Below are 12339 nucleotides of genomic sequence, written 5' to 3'. Positions count from 1 at the left end.
GGTTAGCCTCTCCTAATTAAGGCGAGCCTAACCTTTTCCGATCCCCCCTACAAGGAGACGCCATGCGGGTCGTGATGTTCGGCTACCAGACGTGGGGCCACCGCACGCTGCGAGCGCTGCTGGACTCGGGCCACGAGGTGGCCCTCGTCGTGACGCATCCCAAGAGCGAGCACGCCTACGAGCGGATCTGGGGCGATTCGGTCGCCGACCTGGCCACGGAGCACGGTGTCCCGGTCCTGGTGCGCGACCGGCCAGGCGACGAGGAGCTGATGACCAGGCTCAAGGAGGCCGACCCCGACCTCGTCGTCGCCAACAACTGGCGCACGTGGATCCCGCCGGAGATCTTCGCCCTGCCCCGTCACGGCACGCTCAACGTGCACGACTCGCTGCTGCCGGCCTACGCCGGGTTCTCCCCGATCATCTGGGCGCTCGTCAACGGCGAGAAGGAGGTCGGCGTCACCGCGCACATGATGGACGCCGACCTGGACGCGGGTGACATCGTGCTCCAGCGCGCCGTACCGGTGGGCCCCGACGACACCGCCACCGACCTGTTCCACCGCACGGTCGACCTGATCGGCCCCATCGTCGCCGAGTCGCTCGAGCTCATCGCCTCCGGCCGGACGGACTGGACGTCGCAGGACCGCTCGAAGGCCAGCTTCTTCCACAAGCGCTCGATCGAGGACAGCAGGATCGACTGGACGTGGAGCGCCGAGGAGATCGCCCGGCTGGTCCGCGCCCAGTCCGACCCGTACCCCAACGCCTTCACCCACTACAACGGCACGCGCATCAGGGTGCTGCGCGCCTCGGTCTCCCGGGGCAGGTACGGCGGCACGCCCGGCAGGGTGTTCATCCGCGAGGGCGACGGCGTGGTCATCGTCGCCGGTGCCGACGCCCGGCGCGGCCGCAGCCAGGGCCTGGTGATCGAGCGGGTCCGCACGGACGACGACGTCGAGCTGCCCGCGACGGAGTTCTTCACGACGATGGGCGGCTACCTCCGCTAGGACCGTCCGCCGGGGCTCAGGGTCTGTCCGCCGTCGCGCGGCCGGCCTGCTCCGGCTGCGCCGGCGTCATGGGATGGGCGGCCTCGGTGCGCAGGCCGTCCAGGAAGAAGGACAGGCACCGCCGCCAGGCCTGGGGTGCCACCCCCGTCGACTCCCTGATCACCTGCGACATCGCCCAGACCAGCGTCGCCACGTCCTGTGCCGTGAAGTCGGCGCGCAACTGCCCGCTTCGCCTGGCCCGCTCGATGACCTGGTCCACGTCCCGCAGGCCGCGGTGGCAGGCGTCGCTCACCTCGGAGGTGCTGGGGAAGCGCCGGGCGAGCGCGTCGTTGAGCCCGCGGTCCTCGGCCTGTAGCGCGAAGAGCCCTTCCAGGAAGCCGGCGAAGCCGTTCCACGGATCGGGGTCCTCCAGGGCCGCGGCGGCGATCCGGTCCAGGGCCGCCAGCCGTTCGGGGAAGATCGCGTCGAAGAAGGCCTCCCTGGTGGGGAAGTGGTTGTAGAGCGTCCCGATGCTGACCCCGGCCGTGCGGGCGATCTCTTCCAGCGGCACGTCGAGGCCGCGTTCACCGAACAGCTGGGTCGCGGTGACCAGCAGCTTGTCGCGGTTGCGTGCGGCGTCGGCGCGCAGGGGTCGTGATCCCGTGGCCATGTTTCCCATCCCATTAACTCGAGGGCGCCCTCAGATTATGTTACCGTCGACATAACCTGAGGGCGCCCTCGAGTTATTTGTCACTGCGACTCGGAAGGCAGCACTGTGTCCTTTTCCACGTCTCAAACCGCCCGCGGGACGGCTGTGGTCATCGGGGTGGGGCCCGGCCTCGGGCTGTCCGTCGCCCACCGCTTCGGCCGCGAAGGCCACACCGTCGCCCTGGTCTCCCGTACCGGCGCCAGGCACGCGGGGTACATCGCCGGCCTGGCCGAGGAGGGGATCGAGGCCGCCTCCTTCCCCGCCGACGTCCGCGACGGCGACCAGCTCCGCTCGGCGCTGGAGGCCGTCACCGCGCGGTACGGCGGCATCGACCTGATCTACTACGGTCCCGGCGCGATCGACGGGCCCCGGCCCAGGCCGATCACCGAGGCCGACACGGCCGGGGTGCGGGAGGCGATGAGCTGGGTGTACCCGGCCATCGACGTGACCGGCACGGTGCTGCCCGGCATGATCGAGCGCGGCGCGGGCGGGCTGCTGTTCGCGGGCGGGCTCAGCGCCGCCGTGCCGATGCCCGCGCTCGGCGACCTGGCCGTCTCCTCGGCGGCGCTGCGCAACTACGTCCTGACCCTCAACGCGGGACTGGCGGGAACGGGGGTCTACGCCGGGATGCTCACCATCGGCGGGCTGATCGAGCGCGGCGACATCCACCAGCTGGTCACGTCGCAGCCGGAGCAGTTCGGCGACGTGGGGGACAAGACGCTGAACCCCGACGCCATCGCCGACGCCGCGTGGCAGATGTACACCACGCGCGACCGCGCCGAGACGACGTTCAGCGCCTTCGCCTGACCCGATACCCGCGGTCGGCCCGCACGTCCCCGCGTGCCGCCCGCATGTCCCCGATGCCGCCCGCACGTCTCCGCGTGCCGCCCGCACGTCCCGGCGCTCGGCCCGCACGCACGTCCTTGTGCGGGCCGACCGGGCTCAGCCGGCCCGCCTGCGGGCCAGCAGGTGGGCCTGCGGGAAGCCCCTTTGGGCGTCCTCCTCCGGGGCCGACACCAGCCGGGCCACCTCGGCGATCCCGGCCTCGCGCAGCAGGCCCGCGATCCGGTCGGGCGGCCACCGGTAGGCCGGGGTCACCTTGTGGTCGAACATCTCCGCCGGCCCCGCCGGATCCTCGTGGGCCTGGAAGGAGACGAGCAGGTGGCCGCCCGGAGCCAGCACCCGGCCGAACTCGGCGAAGATCTCCGGCAGCCGCTCCGGCGGGGTGTGGATGATCGAGTACCGGGCCAGGATCCCGGCGAGGGAACCGTCCGTCAGATTGAGGGCGTCCATCGAGCCCACCTCGAACCGCAGCTCCGGGTGCGCCCGGCGGGCCAGCGCGATCAGCTCCGGCGACAGGTCGACGCCGAAGGCGGGCAGCCCGCGATCGTGCAGCTGCGCCGTCACGTGGCCGGGCCCGCAGCCGAGGTCGGCGACCGGCCCGCCCCCCGCCGCCCGCACGACGTCGGCGAACACGGCGATCATGGCATGGTCGAAGGTCAGGGTCGGGAACACCGTGCTGTTGAACTCGGTGTACGGAACGGCGGCCAGGTCGTAGGCCGCGCGGGTGGCGCGAAGGAAGTCCGGTTCGATCACGGGTGACCACCGTAGTCCTCCGGGGCCGCGGCCGAGGCCTTCCCGGACGGCCGCCGCGGCCCCGAGGCGGCGGGCCGTCAGACGAGTGCCGCTCCGCTGAGCCTGCGCGCGTGCTCCCTGGCCGCGGCGTGCGCGGCGGCCTGAGAGGCGGCCGCCGCCTCCCGCAGCGGCGCCATCGCGGGCGTGGTCTCGGCCAGCGTCAGCTCGGCGGTGATGACGTGGAGGTCCAGGCCGAACACCTCGGTCAGGATCTTGCGCAGGTAGGGGTCGGCGAAGTCCCAGCCCTCCCTCGGCGTGCCGGGGCCGTACGCGCCGCCGCGCGACAGGACGAGCGTCGCCGGACGGCCGGCGACGGGACTGTCGGCCGGGCTCATCCCGAACGTCCGGCCGGGGATCAGGACCTGGTCCAGCCACGCCTTGAAGGTCGACGGGGCGCCGAAGTTGTACATCGGCACCGCGAACAGGTACGCGTCCGCCTCCAGGAGCTCGCGCACCAGCGCGTCCTGCAGGAAGGAGGCCGTCGCCTGCTCGGCGTCGTGGTCCTGGGCGGGGGTGAGGCGGGCGCTGATGCCTGAGGCCGTCAGGTGCGGGATCGGCCGGGAGCCCAGGTCGCGGTAGGCGACGGTGCCCTCCCACGCGTCCTTGAACGTCTCGGCCACCCCGCGGGAGACCGAGCCGGCGGGTACGGCGGAGGCGTCGATGTGCAGCAGATGAGCCACGATGATCCCTTTCGTCTGTTGAAAAGATAATCTGTGAGACAGATTGTCTGTCCATCGGCTTATCTGTCAAGTGAAGTAACATCGGGCCATGAAGACTGAGCACGGGCTCCCCGCCGGATTCGACACCAACCTGGGGTGGCTCATGGGACAGGTCTTCCACGCGCACCTGACGGCCGCGCAGCACGCGCTCGCCGATTTCCCCGGTTCCCAGCGCGGCTACATGGTGGTCCACGCGGCGGTCAACGGCTGCGCCCGCAACCAGATCGACATGGCCAACCAGCTGGGCCTCGACCGCACCGTGATGGTCTATCTGGTCGACCAGCTCGTGGCCGCGGGGCTGGTCGAGCGCATGCCCGACCCCAACGACAGGCGCAGCAGGGTCATCGTCGCCACCGACGCGGGCAGGGCCAGGCTCGAGGAGGCCGCGCGGGTGCTCGGTCTGGTCGACGAGCACGTGCTGCGCGCGCTCGACCCCGACGAGCGCGGGCGCTTCCGCGACATGCTCCGGCGTCTGGCCGCCCACCATCTGGCCAACGGCGGCAACGAGCACGACGCCTGCGTGGCCGCCGAGGCCGTCGCGGACAAATAGGGATATTTCCCTACATCGTGCGCGTGGCTCATCGCTACGCTCATGACCTCGTGAAGAGCACCCCCATGGGCCGCTGGCTGCCCGCTTTCCTGCTGCTCGCCCTCATCTGGGGCAACAGCTTCTTTTTCATCAAGGTGGCCGTCGGCGCCCTGCATCCCCTCCAGATCTCCTTCGGTCGGATGGCCATCGGCGCGGCGACCCTGCTGGCCGCCCTGGCCGTCAGCCGCAAGGCGCTGCCACGCGATCCGCGCCTGTGGGGACACTTCCAGGTGGCCTCCGTGGTGCTCACCACGCTGCCGTTCACCCTCTTCGCCTACGGCGAGCAGTACGTCTCCTCGGTCGTGGCCGCCATCTGGAACGCCACCACCCCGCTGTGCACGCTCGCCTTCACGCTGCTGCTGCGCACCGAGAAGCCGAACGCCGGCAGGGTCGCCGGGCTCGGCCTCGGATTCGCGGGCGTCATGGTGGTGCTCGGCGTGTGGCAGCCCATGGACGGCGGCCAGCTCGGCGGCAGCCTGGCCTGCTTCGGCGCGGCCCTCTGCTACGGCATCGGCGGCTCCTACCTCGGCCGTTTCGTCACCGGACGCCGCACCGAGGCGCCCGTCGTGCTCGCCACGGGGCAGCTGATGAGCGGCACCCTCCAGCTCGCGGTGATCACCTCGCTGGCGGGAGTGCCGCTGGTCGACCTGTCCGCGCCGCCCGCGGTCTGGTGGAGCATGCTCGGCCTCGGCGGGCTCGGCACCGGCGTCGCCTACCTGCTGCTGTACGGCGTGCAGGCCAGGGCGGGGGTGACCACCACCTCGACGGTGACCTACCTGCTGCCGGTGTTCGCGGTCGTGTCGGGGGTGCTCGTGCTGGGGGAGGGCCTCACCTGGAACCAGCCGGTGGGCGCGGTGGTGATCCTGCTGGCCATCGCGATGACCCAGGGGATGGTCCGCCTCGGCCGTACCCCGGCCGCCGCGGCGCCCCGGACCGAACCCGAACCCGAACCCGAACCCACGATCCCCTCCAGGACGTGATGGCGTGCACCGGCCGCGACGGGAAACGACCCATGGGTTCCTTGAGCGGCCGGACGCCGTCGTGGTCGCAGCACCTGGGCGCATGGACGGCGAAGAGGAGGACCTGGTCCGGGCGGTATCCGCCCCGACGGCGGTTACGGCGGGATCGCCTCGATCGCGTCCCGCAGGCGGTGCAACGCCGGCCCGAGCTCGCCCAGTGGTGGCGTGCCCAGCGCCAGCCGGAGCGCGCGGGGACGGTAAGGCCCGGTGGCGAAGGCGTCGGCGGTGGACACGAGGATCCCTTCCTCCGCGAGCACGGCCGTGACGTGGTCGGGACGCTGGTGCGGCGCCAAGCCGAGCCATACCACGTAGGACGCCGGGTGTGCCGTGACGTCCATGCCGGCGAGCGCGGCGCGGGCGATGTCCTGCCGGGCGGCGGCGTCCTGGCGACGGGCCTTCTCCAGCTGCCCGACCGTGCCGTCGGCGATCCAGCCGGTGGCGAGTGCGGTGATGAGTCCCGGCGCGCCCCAAGCCGCCACGCGCAGGCTCCTGGTGACGGCCCGGACGTGCCGGTCGGGGACCACGGCGAAGCCGAACCGCAGGCCGGTCGCCACGTTCTTCGACAGGCCGGCGACGTAGCAGGTGCGTTCGGGGGCCAGGGCCTGCAACGGAGGGGGCGGTGCGGCCTCGAGGAACGCGTACGTGCCGTCCTCGACGATCACGCAGTCGCAGGCGCGGGCTGTGGCGACGAGGCGGGCGCGCTGGTCTCGGTCGAGCACCCAGCCGAGTGGGTTGTGCACGGTGGGGATCGCATAGATCGCGCGGACGGGCCGCGTACGGCACAGCCGGTCGAGCGCGTCGAGGTCCGGACCCGTCGCCGTCACGGGGATCGGAGCGAGGTCGAGGCCGTGCGCCGAGGCGAGAGCCGTGATGCCGGGATAGGTGAGCGCGTCGACGGCCAGGACGTCGCCGGGCCGGGTGAGCGCGCGGAGCACGGTGTCGAGCGCCTGCTGGGTTCCGCTCGCCAGCAGGACGTTCGCCGGCACGGTGTCGATCCCGCGGCCGAGCAGGTAGGTGGCCACGATCGCCCGGTGATGCCCGCGCCCGCCCGGCGGGTCCTGCCGGAGCAGCGACTCCACCTCGCCCGACGTCGCAAGGGCGCGCAGGGCCAGGCGCAGCAGATCGGCCTGCCCGTCGGCCAGCGGCTGATTGAACGACAGGTCGGCCACGCGCGGCACCGGCAGAGCGCGCGATGGCTCCAACCCGTCGTAGCCGGACAGGACCCGGACGAACGTCCCGCGCCCCGGCTCGCCGACGACCAGCCCCATGGCGGCCAGCTCGGCGTAGACCCGGCTGGCCGTGGCCAGCGCGATCCGCCGCTCGCGAGCCAGATCGCGGTGCGTCGGCAGGCGGGTACCGGCGGGGAGCACGCCGGAGCGGATCGCCGCGACGTACTCGTCGACGACGGCCCTGTAGGACGGTGGCCGCATACCGGACCTTGTATCTAGGACAATAAGTGGATCGGTCCTAGATTATGGCTCCTAACCTCGGTGCGTCCACGCGCGAGCGAACGGAGCCCAGGTATGACCGTCCACATCCACCAAGACGACCATCTCGTCACGATCACCATCGATCGGGAACGGAAACTCAACGCCCTGGATTACCCGACGATCGATGCGCTGCTGGCCGCGCTCGACCGCATCGAGTCCGACGACCGCGCCCGCGCCGTCATCGTGACCGGCGCCGGCCACAGGGCGTTCAGCGCGGGCGCGGACATCCCTTCTCTCGCGCGGAGCATCGCGGGCGGGAGCGAGCGCGCCCTGCGCGAGATCGTCCGGCGTGGCCACGGGCTGACCCGGCGGATCGAGGAGTTCCCCAAGCCGGTGATCGTCGCGGTCAACGGCCTCGCCTACGGCGGCGGTTGCGAGATCGTCGAGGCCGCCCCGCTCGCGATCGCGGCCGAGCACGCGATGTTCGCCAAGCCCGAGATCACCCTCGGCTTCCCTCCGCCGTTCGGCGGCTCCCAGCGGCTGCCGCGCCACGTCGGACGCAAGCGCGGCCTGGAGATGATCCTGACCGGCGACCCGATCCCGGCCGCCCGCGCCGCCGAGATCGGCCTCGTCAACGCCGTCGTACCCGCCGACGACCTCCTCGACGCCGCACGGAACCTGGCCGCCCGGATCGTCCGGCACGCGCCGACCGCCGTGGCGGCCTGCCTGCGCGCGGTCACCCGGGGCGTCAACCTGCCGATCGACGAAGGGCTCGCGGTCGAGGCGGCCTGCTTCGCCGCGACCGTGCCCACCGACGGCGTACGGACCGGGCTGCGCCGGTTCCTCGACCGCTCCGCCGTGTCCGGCTAGCCCGCAGGAGACACACCGCGGCGACCGTGTTCCGCGACTGTCCCTGGAATGTCGCGCGAGCACGGCGAAGCGACGGCCGAACGGCCGGCGTCATGCGAGTGACGGTCGTGTCAGGACCCGGCGAGGACGCGCGCCACGTACTCCTGCGACGGCGGCCCGAAGCGGGCGAACACCTCGCCTATCGCGGCGTGCAGGGCGGGCAGCCCCCAGTCGTCAGGCAACAACTCCTGCGGTAGCGGGGGCGCCCGCAGGGTGTCCACCAACGCGCCCCCGAACAGCCGGATGTAGGCCGCCAGCGCTGCGCCGTTCGGCTCGACAGGTGTCATCGGCTCCCGGGCGGCGGCTCGCAGCCGAACGGCGTGCTCGTGGAAGCGGCTGTTCAGTTCGCCCAGTTCCCAGGCGCGATGGGCGACGTCGGCCGCGTCCGCCGTCGACAGCCCGACGCGTCCGTAGTAGACGGTCCCCGCGGGCGGCTGGCCGCCCAGTTCCTCCAGCAGGTGGGCGCGGCGGTCGGCCGGTGAGATCAACACGCCTGGCTGCATGAGCCCGTAACGGGCGAGGGTGGCGGCGCGGCGCAGCCGGTCGCGGTAGGCGCGCTGGGACTCCGGGACGGTGTAGAAGACCGCGTGGAAGTAGCCGTCCCAGACCGGCGGCGGCCCGGCTCGCCGGTCCCGGGCCCGCCGGAAGTCGGCCAGGAAGTTCCCGGCCAGGTGGTAGTCGGCCCCCCGGCCGCGCGGCGTGGCGGCGAGCAGGCCGTCACGCCGCATCCGGGCGATCAGCGAACGCGCCGCGCCCTCGGTCAGTCCCACGTCGGTGAGGAGCCGTGTCAGGACGGTTCCGGGTAGCTCCTCGCGGCCCGCCACCCCATAGAGGAACGGGACAAGTCCAATGTTGGCACCGCGTGAGACATTTGCCGGACCCTGCTGACCTGTTACGCTTTTGCTCACGTTCGTGAGCTTAGTCGACATATGACGAGTGGGGATCGAGATGACACACAACAAGGCGCAGGGCGGCAGAGGTGGGGCGGTGCTGGTGAATCTCGTCCCCTCGATCCTGTTCGGCGTGGTCCTGCCGTTCGTGACCTACGGGATGCTGACCGACCGCGGCTTCGCCCCGGTCACCGCGCTGCTGCTGGCCTCGCTGTGGCCGGTCGGGGATCTGGTCCTGTACCTGGCGGTCAAACGGCGGGTGGACGAATTCGGACTGATGATGCTGGTCCTGCTCCTGCTCGGCGCGCTGAGCGCGGTCGCCTACAACACGACCGAGCTGTTCTTCGTCAAGGACTCGGCGATCACCGGGCTGCTGGGGCTGACGTTCCTGGGCAGCCTGGCCCTGCGCCGGCCGATCATGTTCTATCTGGGCCGCAAGTTCGGCACCGACGGCACGCCCGAGGGTCTCGCCGCCTGGAACGGCCTGTGGCAGTACCCCGGCTTCCGCCGCACCCAGTACCTGATGACGACGGTGTGGGGGGTGAGCTTCCTGCTGGAGGCGATCGTGCGCATCCCCCTGACCTATGTGCTGCCGACCGCGACGATGCTCCTGGTCAACAACGTGCTGCCGATCGCGGTGGTGGCGGCGTTGGTGACATGGACGATCTTCATGGCGAAACGGGGCCGTGCTCGCTCGGCCGCCGCGACGGCGGCCATGACGATCGAGAAGCAGCAGAGCACGGCCCCGATGCCCGCCGGACCCCAGTCGGCCGAGGGCTGACCCGACGGATCGCGGTTGTCCAGCTGTGATGGCGGGCGGTAGGCGGCCGGGACCGCTTACCCGGCCGGGTCGACGCGCTTCCGTGACCGGCCGCGCCCGCCCTTGGTGCCGTCGGTGGCCTTCCGGCCCGCCACGAGGGTGTCGCCCGGCAGCGGCGGCTCGACGGCTTCGGACCCGGAGGAGCGGCCCGGTCGCGGATGCGGCGCGGTGTCCTCGCCGGCCCCGCCGTCCCCACCCGCCGCCAGAGACGCCGGCGGGGATGACGCAGGGGGAGGCACCGGGGACGGCGCCGCGGGCGCGGCGGACCTGGATGCCCGTCCCGGCGCCACGGCCGCGGGACCGCTCGCGCCCGCCGCGCTCACGCCGTGCTCGCGAAAGGTCTCGGAACCGCCCGAACCCTCGCCGTCACGGGCCCCCGCACGATCACGCTGGTCACGGGCCTCCGCCCGGTCACGCACGATCTCGTGGTCACCGATCACCTCGCGGTCACGGCCGGTCTCGCCGTCCCGGCCGGACTCGCGGTCGCGGGCGGTCTCGCCGTCCCGGCTGGACTCGCGGTCGCGGGAGGTGCCGGGCTCGCGCAGGGCGTCGATGACGGAGTCGGCCTCGTTGTCGGCCGCGAACTCGTCGGCCGCCTGGGCCTCCCGGCGTCTGATCACCACCATGTGGTCCACCGAGATCCGCCCCGCTCCCGTCACCGCCAGCAGGACGGACGCCGCGCCCAGCGCCACGACCAGGTTGGTGTCGACCGGGTTCAGCGGCCGGGCGACCAGGAAGACGGCCAGCGTCTCGGCGAACAGCAGCAGCCCCAGCACCGGCGTGAACAGCCCGGCCACCAGCAGCGCGCCGCCGATCAGCTCGGTGAGCATGGTGATCGCCGCCCATGCCCCCGGCGCGGGGGCGCCCTGGGCGGCGAACTGGGCGCCGGTGGCGGTCAGGCCCACTTCGAGCTTGTGCCAGCCGTTGGCGAAGAAGAGCCCGCCGACCCCTAATCTGGCGGCGAGCGTGGCGAGATCGTGGAGGGTCCGTCTCACGGTATTCCTGTGACCTGAGCGGGTCATTCCAAACCTCGGTCACGCCGGATGAGCACGGCCACGGCGGCCGAGGTTGCGGCGAGCAGGACCACGGAGACGATGATCGTCGTGTGCAGGGCGTGGACGAACGCCCACCGCGCCGCCTCGAGCAGCGCGGCTCCCGCCTCGCCGCCCGTCTGCCTGGCCACGTGCGCCGCGGCGGCCATCGACTGGCGCGCCTGCTCCATGGCCTGCGCGGGCACCCCCGTAACGGTGGGCACGCCCGGCGCGTAGACCACCGCGGTGATCGTGCCGAGGACGGCGACGCCGAGCCCGGCGCCGAGCTCGTAGGCGGTCTCCTCGATGGCGGCGGCGCCGCCCGCCCTCGACTCCGGCGCGGCCGACATGATCGTGTCGGAGGCGGCCAGCAGCGCCACCTGCAGTCCGAAGCCGATGCCGACGAAGCAGACCGCCAGCAGGAACGAGTGGGGCTCCACGCCCCACGCCAGGGTCGGCGTCAGCGACACCGCCACCAGCGCGAGACCGCCGCTCATCGTGGCCCGCATGCCGACCCTGCGCAGCACCGCCGCGGCGGCCAGCCCTCCGGCGATCGCCGACAGCACCAGCGGCAGCATCCTGAGCGCCGCGCCCAGCGGGCTGTCGCCGAGGACCAGCTGCAGGTACTGGGCGAGCATGAGCTGCAGCCCGACCAGGGAGAAGACGCCGAGCAGCACGCCCGCCACGCCGGTGGCGAACGCCCTGTCCCTGAAGAGGCCGACGTCGAGCAGGGGATACGGCAGGCGCCGCTGCCGCCGTACGAACCACGCGAGCAGCGCCGCGCCCGCCAGCAGCACGGCGACGGCGCCCGGGTGGCCGGAGCCCGCCTCCTTGATGCCGAAGGCGACGGCCAGGATGCCCAGCACGGACAGGACCGCGCTGGTGGCGTCCCACGGACGGCCCGTGCGCTCCCGCGACTCGGGCAGCAGGAGATGGGCGGCGGGCAGCAGGGCCAGCAGGATGGGCACGTTGATCAGGAAGACGGCGCCCCACCAGGAGTGCTCGACCAGCAGCCCGCCGATCAGCGGGCCGATGGCCGCGCCCGCGGCGGCCACCGCGCTCCAGACCCCGAGGGCGATCGCCCGCTCGCGCCGGTCGGTGAAGACCTGGCGGATGATGGACAGGGTGGCCGGCATGATCATCGCGCCGCCGACCCCGAGCAGGGCTCGCGCGAGGATGAGCGTCAGCGGGGTCGGCGCGAACGCGGCGCCCGCGGAGGCCAGGCCGAACACCACGTATCCCCACAGGACCAGGCGTTTTCGGCCGTAGCGGTCGCCGAGCGTGCCGAACATGATCAGCAGGGGGGCCACGACCAGCGAGTACGCGTCGATGATCCACAACAGCTCGACGGAGGACGGCTCCAGCGCCGCCGTCAACGCGGGGACGGCGATGTGCAGCACCGTGGCGTCCACGGTGATGAGGAGCAGGCTGAGGCAGAGCAGGACCAGAATTGACCAACGGTTGGTCCCGCGCGCCGTTTCGGCCCGCCGCACACCTGGCGCGCTCTGCAGGATCGTCATGCGACGTCCATGACAGGTTCGCCTCGGTCATGGAACATGCGTGGCAGCTTAGGCGATGTCCGGCACGTGGCACACCCGGATCGACTGA

13 protein-coding genes are annotated in these 12339 nt (G+C 72.3%); 6 read left to right on the top strand and 7 right to left on the bottom strand.

Annotated elements, in window-relative coordinates:
* Positions 1–62 precede the first annotated feature (62 nt).
* Complete coding sequence (locus ACWENQ_RS14405; protein WP_452414460.1) at positions 63–1001, top strand: methionyl-tRNA formyltransferase; 939 nt, start codon at positions 63–65, stop codon at positions 999–1001.
* A 16-nt stretch (positions 1002–1017) separates the two neighbouring features.
* On the opposite strand, the gene ACWENQ_RS14400 is transcribed toward ACWENQ_RS14405, so the two are convergent.
* Positions 1018–1650, bottom strand: a complete 633-nt coding sequence (locus ACWENQ_RS14400) for a TetR/AcrR family transcriptional regulator (RefSeq protein WP_452414458.1) — start codon at positions 1648–1650, stop codon at positions 1018–1020.
* 144 nt (positions 1651–1794) lie between these two features.
* Between ACWENQ_RS14400 and ACWENQ_RS14395 the strand changes: the two genes are divergently transcribed.
* Positions 1795–2496, top strand: a complete 702-nt coding sequence (locus tag ACWENQ_RS14395; RefSeq protein WP_449927858.1) for an SDR family NAD(P)-dependent oxidoreductase — start codon at positions 1795–1797, stop codon at positions 2494–2496.
* Between the two features lie 135 nt (positions 2497–2631).
* Here the strand turns inward: ACWENQ_RS14395 and ACWENQ_RS14390 are convergent, their stop codons facing one another.
* Both ACWENQ_RS14390 and ACWENQ_RS14385 read right to left on the bottom strand, forming a co-directional pair.
* The gene (locus ACWENQ_RS14390) at positions 2632–3285 is read right to left on the bottom strand and encodes a class I SAM-dependent methyltransferase (RefSeq protein ID WP_449927860.1); all 654 of its coding nucleotides are present in this window, start codon (positions 3283–3285) and stop codon (positions 2632–2634) included.
* A 77-nt stretch (positions 3286–3362) separates the two neighbouring features.
* Positions 3363–4004: an FMN-dependent NADH-azoreductase gene (locus tag ACWENQ_RS14385; protein ID WP_354905137.1), complete on the bottom strand. Its 642-nt coding sequence runs from the start codon at positions 4002–4004 to the stop codon at positions 3363–3365.
* Positions 4005–4092: 88 nt separating this feature from the next.
* Between ACWENQ_RS14385 and ACWENQ_RS14380 the strand changes: the two genes are divergently transcribed.
* Both ACWENQ_RS14380 and ACWENQ_RS14375 read left to right on the top strand, forming a co-directional pair.
* The gene (locus ACWENQ_RS14380; protein WP_452414456.1) at positions 4093–4593 is read left to right on the top strand and encodes a MarR family winged helix-turn-helix transcriptional regulator; all 501 of its coding nucleotides are present in this window, start codon (positions 4093–4095) and stop codon (positions 4591–4593) included.
* Between the two features lie 50 nt (positions 4594–4643).
* Complete coding sequence (locus ACWENQ_RS14375) at positions 4644–5612, top strand: DMT family transporter (protein ID WP_452414454.1); 969 nt, start codon at positions 4644–4646, stop codon at positions 5610–5612.
* Positions 5613–5746: 134 nt separating this feature from the next.
* On the opposite strand, the gene ACWENQ_RS14370 is transcribed toward ACWENQ_RS14375, so the two are convergent.
* Positions 5747–7081, bottom strand: a complete 1335-nt coding sequence (locus ACWENQ_RS14370; RefSeq protein ID WP_452414452.1) for an aminotransferase-like domain-containing protein — start codon at positions 7079–7081, stop codon at positions 5747–5749.
* Positions 7082–7174: 93 nt separating this feature from the next.
* Here ACWENQ_RS14370 and ACWENQ_RS14365 point away from each other — a divergent pair, with 93 nt between their 5' ends.
* Entirely contained in the window at positions 7175–7951 is a 777-nt protein-coding gene (locus tag ACWENQ_RS14365) for an enoyl-CoA hydratase-related protein (protein ID WP_452414450.1), read from the top strand.
* 110 nt (positions 7952–8061) lie between these two features.
* On the opposite strand, the gene ACWENQ_RS14360 is transcribed toward ACWENQ_RS14365, so the two are convergent.
* Positions 8062–8919 (bottom strand): hypothetical protein, encoded by an 858-nt coding sequence (locus tag ACWENQ_RS14360; protein WP_449927871.1) that lies wholly within the window; start codon positions 8917–8919, stop codon positions 8062–8064.
* Between the two features lie 19 nt (positions 8920–8938).
* Here ACWENQ_RS14360 and ACWENQ_RS14355 point away from each other — a divergent pair, with 19 nt between their 5' ends.
* On the top strand, positions 8939–9661 hold the full coding sequence (locus tag ACWENQ_RS14355) for a VC0807 family protein (protein WP_452414448.1): 723 nt from the start codon (positions 8939–8941) through the stop codon (positions 9659–9661).
* Between the two features lie 56 nt (positions 9662–9717).
* On the opposite strand, the gene ACWENQ_RS14350 is transcribed toward ACWENQ_RS14355, so the two are convergent.
* Positions 9718–10695 carry a DoxX family membrane protein gene (locus ACWENQ_RS14350; RefSeq protein ID WP_452414447.1) on the bottom strand — a complete coding sequence of 326 codons (978 nt, stop codon included), beginning with the start codon at positions 10693–10695 and terminating at the stop codon, positions 9718–9720.
* A 23-nt stretch (positions 10696–10718) separates the two neighbouring features.
* Positions 10719–12251 carry an MFS transporter gene (locus ACWENQ_RS14345; protein WP_452414445.1) on the bottom strand — a complete coding sequence of 511 codons (1533 nt, stop codon included), beginning with the start codon at positions 12249–12251 and terminating at the stop codon, positions 10719–10721.
* Positions 12252–12339 lie beyond the last annotated feature (88 nt).

The sequence above is a fragment of the Nonomuraea sp. NPDC004354 genome (assembly GCF_053602555.1).
The sequence above is the reverse complement of the archived record's forward strand: the minus strand, read 5'-3'. Positions and strand labels throughout refer to the sequence as shown.